Annotated in this window: 15 protein-coding genes; 12 read left to right on the top strand and 3 right to left on the bottom strand. The window is 57.8% G+C overall.

Going from position 1 to position 15,059, the window contains the following annotated elements; genetic code table 11:
- Positions 1 to 4: 4 nt before the first annotated feature.
- Positions 5 to 376, bottom strand: coding sequence for a YraN family protein (locus AC2FGC_RS14880; protein WP_496725862.1), 372 nt, complete (start codon positions 374 to 376; stop codon positions 5 to 7).
- A 1-nt stretch (position 377) separates the two neighbouring features.
- Entirely contained in the window at positions 378 to 1,235 is an 858-nt protein-coding gene (gene rsmI / locus AC2FGC_RS14875; protein ID WP_496725861.1) for a 16S rRNA (cytidine(1402)-2'-O)-methyltransferase, read from the bottom strand.
- Positions 1,236 to 1,323: 88 nt separating this feature from the next.
- Between rsmI and AC2FGC_RS14870 the strand changes: the two genes are divergently transcribed.
- The 3 genes from AC2FGC_RS14870 to murJ are packed head-to-tail and all read left to right on the top strand — an operon-like array spanning position 1,324 to position 6,813.
- Positions 1,324 to 2,496 carry a penicillin-binding protein activator gene (locus tag AC2FGC_RS14870; RefSeq protein WP_496725860.1) on the top strand — a complete coding sequence of 391 codons (1,173 nt, stop codon included), beginning with the start codon at positions 1,324 to 1,326 and terminating at the stop codon, positions 2,494 to 2,496.
- Entirely contained in the window at positions 2,456 to 5,275 is a 2,820-nt protein-coding gene (locus AC2FGC_RS14865) for a [protein-PII] uridylyltransferase (protein WP_496725859.1), read from the top strand. Before AC2FGC_RS14870 ends, AC2FGC_RS14865 begins: the two co-directional genes overlap by 41 nt.
- Positions 5,272 to 6,813 carry a murein biosynthesis integral membrane protein MurJ gene (gene murJ / locus AC2FGC_RS14860; RefSeq protein WP_496782718.1) on the top strand — a complete coding sequence of 514 codons (1,542 nt, stop codon included), beginning with the start codon at positions 5,272 to 5,274 and terminating at the stop codon, positions 6,811 to 6,813. The genes AC2FGC_RS14865 and murJ overlap by 4 nt, the downstream gene beginning before the upstream one ends.
- Here the strand turns inward: murJ and AC2FGC_RS14855 are convergent, their stop codons facing one another.
- Positions 6,814 to 7,500, bottom strand: coding sequence for a rhomboid family intramembrane serine protease (locus tag AC2FGC_RS14855; RefSeq protein WP_496782713.1), 687 nt, complete (start codon positions 7,498 to 7,500; stop codon positions 6,814 to 6,816).
- 86 nt (positions 7,501 to 7,586) lie between these two features.
- Between AC2FGC_RS14855 and trpS the strand changes: the two genes are divergently transcribed.
- The 9 genes from trpS (at position 7,587) to AC2FGC_RS14810 (ending at position 15,059) form a co-directional block, all read left to right on the top strand.
- Positions 7,587 to 8,615 carry a tryptophan--tRNA ligase gene (trpS, locus tag AC2FGC_RS14850; RefSeq protein WP_496782711.1) on the top strand — a complete coding sequence of 343 codons (1,029 nt, stop codon included), beginning with the start codon at positions 7,587 to 7,589 and terminating at the stop codon, positions 8,613 to 8,615.
- 59 nt (positions 8,616 to 8,674) lie between these two features.
- Positions 8,675 to 9,538, top strand: coding sequence for a branched-chain amino acid aminotransferase (locus AC2FGC_RS14845; RefSeq protein WP_496725855.1), 864 nt, complete (start codon positions 8,675 to 8,677; stop codon positions 9,536 to 9,538).
- 65 nt (positions 9,539 to 9,603) lie between these two features.
- On the top strand, positions 9,604 to 10,059 hold the full coding sequence (locus tag AC2FGC_RS14840; protein ID WP_113792095.1) for a universal stress protein: 456 nt from the start codon (positions 9,604 to 9,606) through the stop codon (positions 10,057 to 10,059).
- Positions 10,060 to 10,068: 9 nt separating this feature from the next.
- Positions 10,069 to 10,662 carry a 2-hydroxychromene-2-carboxylate isomerase gene (locus AC2FGC_RS14835; RefSeq protein ID WP_496725853.1) on the top strand — a complete coding sequence of 198 codons (594 nt, stop codon included), beginning with the start codon at positions 10,069 to 10,071 and terminating at the stop codon, positions 10,660 to 10,662.
- A gap of 69 nt (positions 10,663 to 10,731) precedes the next feature.
- Complete coding sequence (locus AC2FGC_RS14830) at positions 10,732 to 11,295, top strand: NifU family protein (RefSeq protein WP_058273506.1); 564 nt, start codon at positions 10,732 to 10,734, stop codon at positions 11,293 to 11,295.
- Positions 11,285 to 11,869 carry a tRNA (adenosine(37)-N6)-threonylcarbamoyltransferase complex dimerization subunit type 1 TsaB gene (tsaB, locus tag AC2FGC_RS14825; RefSeq protein WP_496725852.1) on the top strand — a complete coding sequence of 195 codons (585 nt, stop codon included), beginning with the start codon at positions 11,285 to 11,287 and terminating at the stop codon, positions 11,867 to 11,869. The genes AC2FGC_RS14830 and tsaB overlap by 11 nt, the downstream gene beginning before the upstream one ends.
- Positions 11,869 to 12,282: a GNAT family N-acetyltransferase gene (locus AC2FGC_RS14820; protein ID WP_496725851.1), complete on the top strand. Its 414-nt coding sequence runs from the start codon at positions 11,869 to 11,871 to the stop codon at positions 12,280 to 12,282. Before tsaB ends, AC2FGC_RS14820 begins: the two co-directional genes overlap by 1 nt.
- 159 nt (positions 12,283 to 12,441) lie before the next feature.
- Entirely contained in the window at positions 12,442 to 13,440 is a 999-nt protein-coding gene (locus AC2FGC_RS14815; RefSeq protein WP_282152454.1) for a BMP family lipoprotein, read from the top strand.
- Between the two features lie 89 nt (positions 13,441 to 13,529).
- Positions 13,530 to 15,059, top strand: coding sequence for an ABC transporter ATP-binding protein (locus AC2FGC_RS14810; RefSeq protein ID WP_496725850.1), 1,530 nt, complete (start codon positions 13,530 to 13,532; stop codon positions 15,057 to 15,059).

Here is a 15,059-nt window from a genome sequence, read left to right as displayed (position 1 = left end):
GGGATCAGGTTAAACCGAAGGCGTTTTCGATAATTTGAACGGCGCCCGAGGCATCCACCAAAGCCGCGTCAAACCGCACATTGGTCAATTGCCCGTCTGGTTCGGTTTCCAGGAATTGGGCCGCAGATGCGCAGATGCGATCCATCTGGCGGCGATTGATCCGGGCGGCGGCCGCATCGAAACTGATGCTTTTCTTAACCTCGACAAAGACAACTCCGCGAGCGTCGCGCGCAATAAGATCGATCTCCCCACCGGCGCCGCGCCAGCGGCGATTTAGGATGGAATAGCCGCGTTGTTCGTAATTTGATGCAACCTGCTGCTCCGCAGCCTGCCCGGCATGAAAAGACACCGAACTTCGAACGGATCGTGCGGCCATGTCATCCCTTTCCCAATTTCAGAGCCTTCTGATAGATCGGGCGGCGTGGCAGCTTGTACATCTCTGATACCAGATCGGCCGCGTCGCGAACCGAATGGGTTTCTAAGGCTCGTTTCAACGCCTCTTCTACGTCAGATTCGTTAACAGTTTCCGAATGTCCGCGGTCCACGAGCAGAACAATTTCACCTTTGACTGTCTGCCCTTGCAGGTCGGCCGCCAGTTCTTCCAACGTCCCGCGACGAACTTCTTCGAATTTCTTCGTCAACTCGCGGCAGATTGCGGCCTGACGGTCATTGCCCAGCACGGTTGCAAGATCCGACAAGCACGCCGCCACGCGTTTCGGAGATTCGTAAAACACTAATGTGCCCGGCACGTCCCGCAATGCCTCGATCCGCGACCGGCGCGCGCCGGTCGCGTTCGGCAAAAAGCCCGCAAAAAAGAACGCATCTGTCGGCAGCCCGGCCAGTGTCAGCGCCATCAGCGCCGCTGACGGTCCCGGTGCACAGGTCACCGTATGACCCGCTTCTGCGGTCTGCTTCCCCAAATCGTATCCCGGATCGGCAATCAGCGGCATTCCGGCCTCGGAGGCATAAGCGACAGACTTCCCGTCCTGCAACGCATCAAGGATTTTGCCGCGCGCGCCTACGCCGCTGTGATCGTGATAGGCCAGGATTCGCCGCCCATCCAGCGGGACTCCGTGAATTTCCATCAACCGGCGCAAGCTGCGCGTGTCTTCGGCGGCGATGACATCCGCCGAAGCGAGCACATCCAGCGCTCTAAGCGTGATATCGCGCGCCGCCCCGATCGGAGTGGCAACAAAATACAGGCCAGCGCCCAATCTTACTTTTTGGAAATTCAAAGCTGGACCCTCACAGCGTGACGTTTATTATCGCGGCATAACAGATTGGTGGTACCCCAAGCCGCCGGGACAGGGAGTTTTCATTTAGATGTTTACCGTTTGCAAGCCCGTTCGCAAGCTGGCGAAATCCGCCGCGATCCTGGCAGCCGCCGCATTCCTCGCTGCATGTGAGCCCGGCGGCCTTGGTGGAGGCCCATCCATTAACACGTCGAAACCCGTTCCGGTCGCACTATTGGTTCCGGCGGGATCGGGAAATTCGGGCGACGCTCAACTTGCACGGAGCCTTGAGAACGCAGCGCGTCTGGCGATGGCCGATTTGCAGAATGTTACGATAGACCTACGTGTTTACGACACGCGGGGCAGCTCGAACACGGCCGCGACAGTGGCGCAACAAGCCGTCGCGGATGGGGCGAAGATCATCATTGGCCCGGTTTACGCGCAGGCAGCAAACTCGGCAGGTCTCGCTGTGCTAAACAACAAGGTCAACGTGCTATCCTTCTCGAACAATACCAGCATTGCAGGTGGCAACGTCTTTGTTCTGGGCCCGACCTTTCAGAATACGGCTAACCGTTTGGTCAACTTTGCCGGATCACAAGGCAAGACCAGCATGGTCATCGTCCACAGCAACGATGCAGCCGGGCAGCTTGGTCAATCGGCGATTGCAACTGCGCTTGCCGGCAGCCGCGTAGCGAATGCTGGTACGATTGGTTATGACCGGTCCCAGCAAGGCGTCATCAACTCGGTTCCGACGATCAAGGCAACCGTGGATGCTGCCGGTGCAGATTCGGTGTTTCTGACAGCGACGACAGCTGGTGCGCTGCCGCTATATTCGCAACTGTTGCCAGAAGCTGGTGTGTCGTCGGCCACCACCCAATTCCTCGGCCTGACGCGCTGGGACATACCGGCACAGACGTTAGAACTGCCAGGTGTTCAAGGGGGCTGGTTCGCCCTGCCCGACCCGGCAAAGGCGCAGGCATACCGCCAGCGGTATAACAACACCTATGGCGAGGCTCCGCACCCGATCAGTGGTCTGGCCTATGACGGCATTGCAGCAATTGCGGCTTTGGTCAGCCAGGGCAAATCCGATGCGTTGACCACGTCAGCCCTGACCCAGAACGCCGGATTCCAAGGCGTTGGTGGCATCTTCCGCCTTCGGTCCGACGGTACGAATGAACGCGGTCTGGCCGTTGCCACGATCCAGAACAAACAGGTAGTAGTGATTGACTCCGCCCCTCAAAGCTTCTCTGGCGCCGGTTTCTGATCAGCCGGTGCTGACACTCACCCCCAAGGGTGAGCTGATCTGCGCGGCCGATGAAATTTTCGACAGTACCGCCATCCTGGCGCAACTGTCGGAAGCCTTTGAAAATATTAAGGACAATGCCGCGCGGCGGAATGAAACCGTGCGCATCCTGCGCGATGCCCAAAAGGCTGGGCGCAAGACCATTGCGGATGCCTTCGCTAAACGCCCCTTTGACGCCAGACCTTTGACACGGTCCTACACCTATCTTACCGACGGGTTGGTCTGCACAGCAATGCAGGTGGCCAGCACCTATCTGCATCGACTGGCAACGCCGACGCAGGGCGAAAAGATTGCGGTTCTTGCTGTTGGTGGATATGGCCGCGGCGAAATGGCCCCGGCCTCGGACGTCGATCTGCTATTTCTGACCCCGTACAAGATCACCGCCTGGGCTGAGAGTGTCATCGAGTCCATGCTCTACATGCTTTGGGATCTGCGCCTGAAGGTTGGCCATTCATCCCGAACGATCAAGGATTGTCTGCGACTGGGCACCGAGGATTTCACCATCCGCACCGCCATGCTGGAGCAGCGTTACCTGGCTGGCGACGCGGCCCTTGCCGAAGAGCTTGATAGCCGCCTGAAAACCGAGCTGTTCAAGGGCAGCGAGCGTCAATTCATCGAGGCCAAGCTGCAGGAACGTGACGAGCGCCACCACAAACAGGGCGAGCGCTATATGGTCGAGCCCAACGTAAAAGAAGGCAAGGGTGGGCTGCGCGATCTTCAATCGCTCTACTGGATTGCAAAGTACATCTATGGCGTTCAGGACGTGGCTGAACTGGTCCCTCTGGGCCTGTTTGAACCCGAGGAATTCGACACCTTTGTAGAGGCCGAAGAGTTTCTGTGGGCTGTACGCTCTCATCTGCATCTGCTGACCGGTCGTGCGACAGAACAACTGACCTTCGACCTGCAGGTCGAGGTTGCCGACCGTATGGGTTATGAAGACAGGGCCGGACGACGGGCTGTTGAAGTGTTCATGCAACGCTATTTCCGCGAGGCAACGCGCGTTGGTGAACTGACCCGGATCTTCCTGACCAAACTCGAAGCGTCACACGTGAAAGGTGCCGCCCTACTGGAACGCATCTTTCGGCGCCGACCGCGTGTCAAAGCAGGGTACAAGGTCGTTCACGGTCGCTTGGATGTAGCGGACGCCAAGAAGTTTCTGTCCGACAAGCTGAACCTTCTGCGTCTGTTCGAGGAAGGTCTTCGCACTGGCATGCTGATCCACCCGGATGCGATGCGGCTGGTGACAGCCAACCTAAACCTCATCGACGACGACATGCGCCAAAACAAAGAGGCGCAGCGCATTTTTCTGGACCTGATGCTGAAACACGGCAACCCGGAACGCGCCCTGCGCCGTATGAACGAATTGGGAGTATTGTCGGCGTTTTTGCCAGAGTTCGAACACATCGTGGCGATGATGCAGTTCAACATGTATCACAGCTATACAGTGGACGAGCACACGATCCAGACCATCGTCAACCTGGCCCAGATTGAACGCGGTGAACTGGTTGAATCGCTGCCGCTGGCCTCATCGATCCTGAAACGCGGGGTTAATCGCAAGGTCCTCTATGTGGCCTTGCTGCTGCACGATATCGCCAAGGGGCGACCCGAAGATCACTCGATTCTGGGCGCTCAGATCGCACGCAAGGTTGCTCCACGGTTGGGTCTGAACAAATCAGACTCTGAAACCGTGGAATGGCTGGTGCGATATCACCTGTTGATGTCCGACATGGCGCAGAAACGCGACATCTCGGACCCGCGCACCGTGCGCGATTTTGCCAAGGCGGTTAAGACGGTCAAACGGTTGGATCTGCTCACGGTTCTGACCGTGTGTGATATTCGCGGCGTTGGGCCCAACACCTGGAACAACTGGAAGGCCACCCTGCTGCGCGCCTTGCACGCTGAAACCAAACGGGCGCTTGAAACCGGTATGGAAGACCTGAACCGGGCCAACCGTGGCGCAGAAGCCAAAAAGGCGCTGCGTTCGGCGCTTGACAATTGGTCGAAGGCTGACCTGAAGGCCGAAACAGGACGACACTATGCGCCCTACTGGCAGGGCCTGAACCTGTCTACACATATTGAGTTCGCGAAAATGCTACGCGCTCTAGAACACAGCGGCGACCCCGGCGCGATGGAAATTCACCTGCACCCGGATGACTATCGCGACGCTACCCGCGCGTGTTTTGCCATGGCAGACCATCCAGGGATTTTCGCCCGCATCGCCGGCGCGCTTGCGTTGGTTGGGGCCAACGTGGTCGACGCCCGTAGCTATACCACCAAGGACGGGTACGTCACCGATGCGTTCTGGATTCAGGATGCCGAGGGCCACCCTTTTGAGGACAGCCGATTACCGCGACTGACACAGATGATCCAAAAGACGCTCAAGGGCGAAGTCGTGGCGCGTGACGCTCTGAAATCGCGCGACAAGATCAAGAAACGCGAACGCGCCTTCAATGTGCCGACCCATATCATCTTCGATAATGACGGGTCCGAGATCTACACCATCATCGAGGTTGATACACGCGACCGCCCGGGCCTGTTGTATGACCTGACCAGAACGCTGGCGGCGGCCAATGTCTATATCGCCAACGCCGTGATCGCGACCTATGGTGAACAGGTTGTCGATACGTTTTACGTCAAGGACATGTTCGGCCTGAAATACCATTCCGAAAGCAAACAACGCGGTCTTGAGACCAAGCTGCGCAAAGCCATCACCGAAGGTGCGGAGCGCGCAATCTCATGAAACAGATCCGTTTGTTTTCAGGCCTGTTCACGGTCGGATTCTGGACTCTGGCCAGTCGAATTTTGGGATTTCTCCGAGAGATTCTGCTAACCGCCTATATCGGGCCCGGTCCGGTGATGGACGCCTTTGTCGCCGCTTTCCGCCTACCCAACATGTTTCGCCGCTTCTTTGCCGAAGGGGCCTTTAACGCCGCTTTTGTGCCAATGTTCTCGAAACGACTGGAAGGCGAAGAAGACGCCGAAGGGTTTGCTCAGGATGCCTTCAACCTGCTGGCGGCGGCTGTTTTGGCACTGGTTGGATTGGCGATGGTTTTCATGCCTGGACTTGTCTGGCTGACCGCCGAAGGGTTCTATGGCGATGAACGCTTCGACATGGCCGTCGACTATGGTTACGTCGTTTTTCCCTATATCCTGTTCATGTCGTTGGCCGCACTGTTTTCCGGCGTTCTGAACGCCACCGGTCGATTTGCTGCCGCCGCCGCTGCGCCTGTCTTGCTGAATATTTTTGCTTGCACTGCGTTGATCGCAGGCGCGTTGTCCGGCGGCGAAGTGATCCGGTGGCTGATCACTGTCATTCCGCTGGCAGGAGTCGCGCAACTGACGCTGGTCTGGGTGGCGACTGAGCGTGCGGGTATTCGCATTCGCCCCGGATTGCCCAAGCTCAACCCGGAAATGCGGCGCATGGTTCGCATTGCAGTACCCGCCGCCCTGGCGATGGGTGTAACACAGGTCAATCTGGTTGTTGGCCAGCTGGTCGCGTCCAAAACCGAAAAGGCCGTCAGTTGGCTGTTCGCTGCAGACCGGCTGTATCAACTTCCCTTAGGCGTCGTCGGCATTGCGGTGGGAATCGTCCTGCTGCCCGATCTGTCACGGCGCCTGCGCGCAGGGGACAAAGACGGTGCGCGCAATGCTTATTCCCGCGCCGGAGAGTTCACACTGCTGCTGACCCTGCCGTCCACTGTTGCCTTTCTGATCATTCCAATACCTCTTGTGTCGGTCCTGTTCGAACGTGGCCAGTTCAGCCCCGAGGACACGGCAGCCACTGCCTTGGCCGTAGCTATCTATGGCGTCGGTCTGCCCGCTTTCATGATACAAAAACTTCTGCAACCGTTGTTCTTCGCGCGCGAAGACACTCGCTCTCCGTTTCGCTATGCCGTGGTTGCGATGATCATCAATGCTGGGCTGGCCTTTGGCCTTTACCCGTTGGTCGGATGGATCGCACCTGCGATCGCGGCCTCGACTGCGGGCTGGGCCATGGTCGTTCTGCTGGCTATAGGGGCGCGGCGTTTTGGCGATGAGGCGGAGTTGGATGACCGCTTCAAGCGCCGCGCATGGCGGATTGTAGCCGCCTCTTTAGGTATGGGTGTGGTTCTGTATGCGGCGCTGTATGTCTTTGGTTGGACGTTCCAGCTGCCAGGCTGGCGTTATCTGGCGCTGCTTGTCCTGATCATATTTGCAGCAGCCGCCTATTTCTTCCTCGGTCACCTCTTCAAAGCGTTCGAACTGTCCGAGTTCAGAAAAGCGTTGCGCCGATCCTGATCAGTCGCGGCGAATACGTCCCACGATCCGCGCCCATCCGCCGGGTGCCAGGAAAAACGACAGCCCGAAACCGGTGGCAAATCCGCCCAGATCGGCAACCCAATCGGACGTGCCGCCAAACAAAAGCCCAAACACCAGCTGGATGCCCATCAAAACCGCGATCAGGCTGAAGGCACGGGACTGGTTTTCACCGACCAGTGACAACTTGCGCCACAGCAACCACGTGAACGCACCGATCAGGCCATAGACCGGCGGGAACCCTCCGACCAGCGGGTAATTTGGGTTCAGCAGCAGCGCATAAACCAACGCGCCGCCAACCCCAGACAAAACGAAAATGATCAGCATCTGCAGGCCACCGAACACTTCGGCCACCATTTTGCCCATGGCCAGAACGAAGACGCTGACAAAAACCGCCTGGGTAAAACTGCCCGATACGAACGGATAGGTCACGAAACGGATCACATGTTCAAACGGCCAACGGCCATTCTCGATCATCCAGTGAAAGATATCCGGGGAAAAGGTGTAATTCTGCAGGGCATCCAACCGCCAACCTACCGCTGATGGCCCACCCACAAGACCACGTGCACCCAGCGTAAACGCCAATTCGATCCCCATGATGAACAGGACCAACGCCACCACAACGGGCGGCAAGGGGTTTACGGCGGGTGTATAATGCTCACTGCTCATTGGGCTGGCCTTTCGCGGCTGTTGACGTCCCTTGGCCTCATGGGTAAGCGACGGGGGCTGATTTTTCCAGACGGGAGTTCCCTTCGATGACCGAAACCAAGTTCACGCCGCGCGTGTTTTCCGGCATCCAGCCTTCGGGAAACCTGCACCTTGGTAACTATCTGGGTGCGCTCAAGCGTTTTGTGGATATGCAGGGCGAAAATTTCGAGACCATTTACTGCATGGTCGACCTGCACGCGATCACCGTCTGGCAAGACCCTGCCCGTCTGCGCGAAAAGACCCGCGAAGTCTGCGCCGGTTTCATTGCCGCCGGTCTGGACCCCGAAAAGTCCATCCTGTTCAATCAGAGCCAAGTGGCCGAGCACACGCAGCTGGCGTGGATTTTCAATTGTATCGCCCGCATGGGCTGGATGCAGCGGATGACTCAGTTCAAGGACAAGGCGGGCAAGAACGCACAGAACGCCTCATTGGGTTTGTTCGCCTATCCGGCGCTAATGGCGGCGGATATCCTGACCTACCACGCGACACATGTGCCGGTGGGCGAAGACCAGAAACAGCATCTGGAACTGACCCGCGACATCGCCATCAAGTTCAACCATGACTACGGCGTGGAGTTCTTCCCGGTGACCGAACCGGTCATCGGCGGCCCCGCGCCACGTGTGATGAACCTGCGCGACGGCTCTCGTAAAATGTCATCTTCGGACCCGTCCGACATGACCCGGATCAATATGACCGACGATGCCGACGCGATCGCCAAGAAAATCCGCAAGGCCAAGACTGACCCGGATGCGCTGCCTTCAGAAACCGATGGTCTGTCCGAACGCCCCGAGGCCCGCAATCTGGTCAACATCTACGCCGCGCTCAGCGATCAAACGGCGGAACAGGTTCTGGCCGAAGTCGGCGGCAAGCAATTCGGTGAATTCAAACCGATGCTGGCCGAGCTGGCGGTCGCCAAACTGTCGCCGATCTCAACCGAGATGGCGCGCCTGATGGGTGAAGAGGCCGAGATTGACCGGATTCTCGCACGCGGCGCGGAAAAGGCGCGGGCGATAGCGGCCCCGATCCTGCAACAGACCTACGACATCGTGGGTATGGTTGGCGCAAAACAAGGCTGATTGCGCTGGACCTTCCCGTGACGCCTTCCTAGGTTGCCCCAAGGGCAAAGGAGGGCGTCATGGCAGTCGGCAAAAATATCCGCACCTATTTTGATGGTCAGTGGCACAACGGGGACGCCCCGATCATGCGGGCGGCAGACCATGGCGCTTGGCTGGGATCTTCGGTCTTTGACGGCGCGCGATTTTTTGACGGGCTTACCCCGGATCTGGTGGCCCATTGCGAACGGGTCAACCGCTCGGCCGAGGCGCTTTTGCTGACTCCTACCGTGACGACCGAACAGATGGTCGAGATCGTCCGCGAAGGGCTGGATGGCTATGCCAAAGGTTCCGCCGTCTATATTCGACCGATGTATTGGGGCATCGACGGTGATGCCACGGCCATTGTGCCTCAGCAGGACAGCACCGGCTTTGCTATCTGTCTGGAAGAGATACCAATGGCACCGGAAACAGCTTCGGTCACGCTGACCACCACGCGATTCCGCCGACCGGTTCTGGAATCAGCCGTTGTGAATGCCAAGGCCGGATGCCTGTATCCCAACAACGCCCGAATGCTGAAAGAGGCCAGGTCCAAAGGGTTCTCGAACGCACTGGTTGCGGACGCCTTGGGTCATGTGGCGGAAACCGCCACCGCAAACATCTTCATGGTTCGCGATGGCGAGGTCTTCACCCCTACGCCCAATGGAACTTTTCTGGCCGGAATCACCCGAGCGCGACATATCAAAAACCTGCGCGCCGACGGCGTGACGGTCCACGAATCCGTCCTCAGCTTTGAAGATTTTCATAAGGCGGACGAGGTGTTTATGACCGGTAACATGAACAAAATAACCCCCGTCACGGCGTTGGAGGACACTCAATATCAGGTCGGACCGATTGCACGCCGCGCGCGCGCGCTCTATTGGGACTGGGCTGCAAGCACTCGGTAGTCATACGCCGTGTTGCCAGCCCGCATTTGGTCGGGCATGATCCCCCTAAATACACGAGGACACCCATGCGTAAGTTTCTAGTCATTCTGGATGACAGCCGCGAATGCCTTAACGCGATGCGTTTTGCTGCAATGCGTGCAGCCCATACCGGTGGAGGGGTAACGATCCTGTCCGTCATCCCACCCGATGAATTCAATCACTGGATCGGTGTGGCCGAAACCATGCGCGAAGAGGCGCGCGAACGCATCCATGCGCATTACGAAGTTTTCGCCAAATGGATGCGCGACAAACAAGGGATCGACCCCGAGTTGTCCATTCGTGAAGGCGAACCCGTCCCTCAGATCATCGAACATGTCCAGTCAGACCCGGACATCGGCGTTCTGGTCCTGGGTGCTGGCATCGAAAAGAAAGGGCCTGGCCCCCTGGTGACGCAGCTGACCAAAAACTCGGGCAGCCTGCCGATTCCGATCACAATTGTGCCCGGCGACCTAAGCAAGGAAAAGCTGGAAGCCATCACCTGAGGCCACCCAATGCAATGCCGCATCCAGTTCTGGTTCGAATTCGCATCGACCTATTCCTACCTCAGCGCCATGCGAATCGAACAGGCTGCGGCACAGCATAACGTCGCCGTAGAATGGCATCCCTTTCTTCTGGGGCCCATTTTCGCGGCGCAGGGCTGGAACAATTCTCCGTTTAACATTTACCCGGCCAAAGGGCGCTATATGTGGCGCGATATGGAGCGTTTGACGGCGCAGCGCGGCCTGCCCTTCCGGCAGCCGGACCCGTTTCCGCAAAACGGCCTGAAGGCTGCGCGCCTCACGCTGGCTATTGAAAATCAGACCGACAGGGCGCGATTTGTTCGGGCGGTCTATAAAGCCGAATTCGCACAAGGTCAGAATGTGTCGGAAGATGCAGTTCTGGTTGATTGCCTGAAATCCGCCGGTTTGCCTGACGACCTTTTGGACAGAACCCGAGACCCCGAGATCAAGTCAGTTCTGATCGAGCAGACCAAAACCGCACAGGCCAAAGGACTGTTCGGTGCGCCGAGTTTTCTGGTCGGCGACGAACTATACTGGGGAGATGATCGGTTGGATGATGCGATCCGGTTGGCGGCCAACATTTAGAATCGTTCCAAATCTTGACTTATCCGGCCCGGACCCGCATATCAGAAGCAACTGAAACGGAGCCGTGACATGTTCATCCAGACCGAATCCACGCCGAACCCTGCAACCTTGAAATTTCTGCCCGGCCAAACCGTGCTGGAAGCGGGCACTGCGGATTTCCCATCGGCTGAAGCCGGTGAAAAATCACCTTTGGCAAAACGGATTTTTGCGGTTAGCGGAGTAACGGGTGTATTCCTCGGCAATGACTTCGTGACCGTCACCAAGTCCGATGATGTCCAATGGGATCACATCAAGCCTGCGATTCTGGGTGCGGTGATGGAGCATTATCAATCCGGCCAACCGGTCATCGGCGCTGGTGAAACAGCCGCATCGGGCCATGCAGAGCACACCGGCGAGGATGCAGAAGTAGTTAATCAAATCAAAGACTTGCTTGATAGCCGCGTCCGTCCGGCAGTTGCTCAGGATGGCGGCGACATCACGTTCCACGGGTTTGACCGGGGCGTTGTCTACCTGCACATGCAGGGTGCTTGCGCGGGCTGCCCGTCTTCGACCCTGACGTTGAAGATGGGTATCGAAAACCTGCTGCGCCACTACATCCCCGAAGTGACCGAGGTTCGTCCTGTTGCCGTCTGACCCCATTATTTTGGCGTTTGATACATCGGCCGCGCATTGCGCGGCCGCTTTGTTGTGCGGCAACCGGATCGTGACTTCGCGCATCGAAGCCATGTCGCGCGGTCAAGCCGAACGTCTGATGCCGTTGCTGGAAGAAGTTCTGGCCGATGCCGGATATGGGTGGAAAGACCTGTCCGCGATCGGTGTCGGCGTTGGACCCGGAAACTTTACCGGCATCCGAATCTCGGTTTCTGCGGCGCGCGGCCTAGCCCTAGGGCTTGGCGTTCCAGCGGTAGGCGTGTCCGGGTTCGACGCTTTGGCCGAAATGCCTACGGACGCCCTGCCTGCGATCCGCGCCCCGCGTGATCAGGTTTACGTGGCGTTCCCGGACCAAGGTCCGATGCTAATGCCTCAAACTGAGGCAGAATCACTTGGCCCTCTGATCCTGAATGACGACGCCGATGCACAGGTTCGTGCTATTGCCCGGGTCGCCGGGCAAAGGTGGCAAACCGAAACTGCGCAGCCAGCGCCACTCTATGTTCGGCCTGCGGATGCGGCCCCTTCCAAAGACACACCCCCGGTTTTGCTGGACTGATGAGCCCCGAGGAACTTGCCAAAACACACGCGGCGGCATTTACCCAGTCACGGTCGTGGGCTGCGGTCGAATTTGCGGATCTTCTGAACAATCGGTTCATACATATCGTTGGAAATACTCAATCTTTTTCGCTGTTCCAGGTGATCGGCGATGAGGCTGAATTGCTGACAATCGCCACGCATCCAGACGTTCAGCGGCAGGGCCTGGCCCGAGCGTGCATGCAAGAGTGGCATTCCAAAGCAAAGGCTTTGGGCGCGACGCGCGCTTTCCTGGACGTCGCTGCGGATAACCTGCCCGCCATCGCGCTGTATGAACACAGCGGTTATCGCGCCTGTGGTTTGCGCAAGGGGTATTACCTGCGCGAAAACAATCAGAAAATCGATGCTATCGTGATGGAATCCGCGCTGGATTGACCGCTTAAGACATATTTTTTCGACCAAATGGTCAAAAATCTGTTGACCACGGCGGTTGCAAACGTCCTTAATTCCCGCCATCACAACAGTTATGCTCGCTAACAGTGGGTGAACGGGGCTATCTTCGCCCCGACCGATAATAACAAACGGGAGTATAAAATGACCCTGATGAAATCCTTGATGGGTGCCACCGCCGCAGTCGCACTTACGGCTGGCGCTGCGCTGGCAGATCCTGCCCTGATCTTTGATCTCGGCGGCAAGTTCGACAAATCGTTTAACGAAGCCGCCCACAATGGCGCGTCGCGTTGGGCCGAAGAAACAGGCGGCACCTACAACGAGATCGAAATCCAGTCCGAAGCACAGCGCGAGCAAGCTCTGCGCCGTTTCGCTGAATCCGGCTCAAACCCAATCATCACGATGGGATTTGGTATGGCAGATCCGCTGTCCGCCGTGGCTGCTGACTACCCGGACACCAAATTTGTTGCAGTTGACGTCAACTGGTTGGACATCCCCAACATCCGTCAAATCGGTTTTGCCGAGCATGAAGGATCATATCTGGTCGGCATGATGGCCGCGATGGCATCGGAATCCGGCACCGTTGGCTTTATCGGTGGCATGGATATCCCGCTGATCCGACACTTTGGCTGCGGTTATGCGCAGGGTGCCAAGGCTGTAAACCCTGACATCAATGTTGTTGCCAACATGACCGGTACCACCCCGGCAGCATGGAACGACCCGGTGAAGGGTTCGGAATTGACCAAAGCACAAATCAGCCAGGGCGCTGACGTGATCTATGCAGCCGCTGGTGGCACCGGTGTTGGCGTACTGCAGACCGCGGCAGACGAAGGCATCCTGTCGATCGGCGTGGACAGCAACCAGAACCACCTGCACCCGGGTAAGGTTCTCACCTCGATGCTGAAACGCGTTGATGTTGCCGTTTATGATGCGATGTCAGCGGGCGAAGGCCTGGAAACCGGCGTGTTCCAGATGGGTCTGGCCGAAGAAGGTGTTGGCGTAGCCATGGATGACAACAACGCACCTCTGGTCTCGGACGAGATGAAAGGCGCAGTCGACAAAGCGCGTCAGGACATCATCGACGGTAACGTCTCTGTTGTCAGCTATTATGAGAACGACAGCTGCCCGGCACTGCAGTTCTGATATCGCGCAAGGCGGGGGTACAACCTCCGCCTTGCCCCCGACTCTGCCGCGTATGACACCGCGGCCCTTTCGGCAATTGAGGACAAGACATGACCGTCCCCGCCATTGAGCTCAAAGGGATATCCAAAGCCTTTGGGCCGGTTCAGGCCAATAAAGACATTTCTATCAGCGTCGCCCCCGGTACGATCCATGGGATCATCGGTGAAAACGGTGCGGGCAAATCCACGCTGATGAGCATCCTCTACGGCTTTTACAAAGCCGATAAAGGTGAAATCTGGATTAACGGCAACAAGACCGACATCCCTGACAGCCAAGCGGCCATTGCTGCCGGGATCGGGATGGTTTTCCAGCATTTCAAACTGGTTGAGAATTTCACCGTTCTGGAAAACATCGTTCTCGGTGCCGAGGACGGCGGGCTGCTGGCCCCGTCCTTGTCCAAAGCGCGCAAAGAATTGAAAGCGCTGGAAGAGGAATACGAGCTGTTCGTCGATCCCGACAAGCGCATCGACGAGATTGGCGTCGGAATGCAGCAAAGGGTCGAGATCCTGAAAGCCCTGTATCGCAAGGCCGAGATTCTGATTCTGGACGAACCCACCGGGGTCCTGACCCCGTCCGAGGCTGACCAGCTTTTCCGCATCCTTGACCGCCTGCGGGCCGAAGGGAAGACAATCATCGTAATCACGCACAAGCTGCGCGAAATCATGGAAAACACCGATACGGTTTCGGTCATGCGTCGCGGCCAGATGACGGCAACGGTGAAAACAGCCGACACCAGCCCCGAAGAACTGGCCGAGCTGATGGTGGGCCGCAAGGTGCTGCTGCAGGTCGACAAAGTACCTGCGCAACCCGGTAAGCCCGTTTTGGAAATTGAAAAGCTCAGCGTTTTCGATTCGGCCGGGGTCGAACGGGTCAAGGGTATCGACCTGACCGTTCGGGCCGGTGAAATCGTCGGTATCGCTGGCGTGGCCGGAAATGGCCAATCGGAACTTCTGGAAGTTCTGGGCGGCATGCGTCCGGGTCAGGGGTCGATCAAACTGAACGGTGCCCCGCTGGCGCTTAGCGGCCCGGGATCGGACGGTCAGGCCCGTCGCGCCCAGCATATTGCGCATGTTCCGGAAGACCGTCAGCGCGAAGGTCTTGTGATGGACTTCCACGCTTGGGAAAACGTGGCCTTTGGCTATCACCGTGATCCTGCCTATCAGAGCGGGATATTCATGAACAACGCCGCCCTGCGCGCCGATACCGAGCGCAAGATCGAAAAATTCGACGTCCGGCCACCTGACGCGTGGCTTCCGGCCAAAAGTTTCTCGGGCGGGAACCAACAAAAGATTGTTGTCGCACGCGAAATTGAACGGAACCCGGATCTTCTATTGGTCGGACAACCAACCCGCGGCGTCGACATCGGCGCGATCGAGTTCATTCACAAGCAGATCGTCGCGCTGCGCGATCAGGGTAAAGCAATCCTGCTGGTCTCGGTCGAGTTGGAAGAAATCTTCTCGCTATCGGACCGCATCGCTGTGATGTTTGACGGACATGTCATGGGCGAAAGACTGCCCCATGAAACAGATGAAAAAGAACTTGGCCTGTTGATGGCCGGCGTTGCGGGAGAGGCCGCGTAA

The sequence above is a fragment of the Ruegeria sp. CDSC054 genome (assembly GCF_059610645.1).
Note: the sequence above shows the minus strand (reverse complement) of the source record. Positions and strands in the feature narration are given on the sequence as shown.

Coding starts and splice junctions, on each gene's coding strand:
- AC2FGC_RS14820 (WP_496725851.1), top strand. CDS start 11,869: ATGAGCCCCGAGGAACTTGCCAAAACACACGCGGCGGCATTTACCCAG.
- trpS (WP_496782711.1), top strand. CDS start 7,587: ATGACCGAAACCAAGTTCACGCCGCGCGTGTTTTCCGGCATCCAGCCT.
- murJ (WP_496782718.1), top strand. CDS start 5,272: ATGAAACAGATCCGTTTGTTTTCAGGCCTGTTCACGGTCGGATTCTGG.
- AC2FGC_RS14810 (WP_496725850.1), top strand. CDS start 13,530: ATGACCGTCCCCGCCATTGAGCTCAAAGGGATATCCAAAGCCTTTGGG.
- AC2FGC_RS14840 (WP_113792095.1), top strand. CDS start 9,604: ATGCGTAAGTTTCTAGTCATTCTGGATGACAGCCGCGAATGCCTTAAC.
- AC2FGC_RS14845 (WP_496725855.1), top strand. CDS start 8,675: ATGGCAGTCGGCAAAAATATCCGCACCTATTTTGATGGTCAGTGGCAC.
- AC2FGC_RS14870 (WP_496725860.1), top strand. CDS start 1,324: ATGTTTACCGTTTGCAAGCCCGTTCGCAAGCTGGCGAAATCCGCCGCG.
- AC2FGC_RS14880 (WP_496725862.1), bottom strand. CDS start 376: ATGGCCGCACGATCCGTTCGAAGTTCGGTGTCTTTTCATGCCGGGCAG.
- AC2FGC_RS14830 (WP_058273506.1), top strand. CDS start 10,732: ATGTTCATCCAGACCGAATCCACGCCGAACCCTGCAACCTTGAAATTT.
- AC2FGC_RS14835 (WP_496725853.1), top strand. CDS start 10,069: ATGCAATGCCGCATCCAGTTCTGGTTCGAATTCGCATCGACCTATTCC.
- AC2FGC_RS14855 (WP_496782713.1), bottom strand. CDS start 7,500: ATGAGCAGTGAGCATTATACACCCGCCGTAAACCCCTTGCCGCCCGTT.
- AC2FGC_RS14815 (WP_282152454.1), top strand. CDS start 12,442: ATGACCCTGATGAAATCCTTGATGGGTGCCACCGCCGCAGTCGCACTT.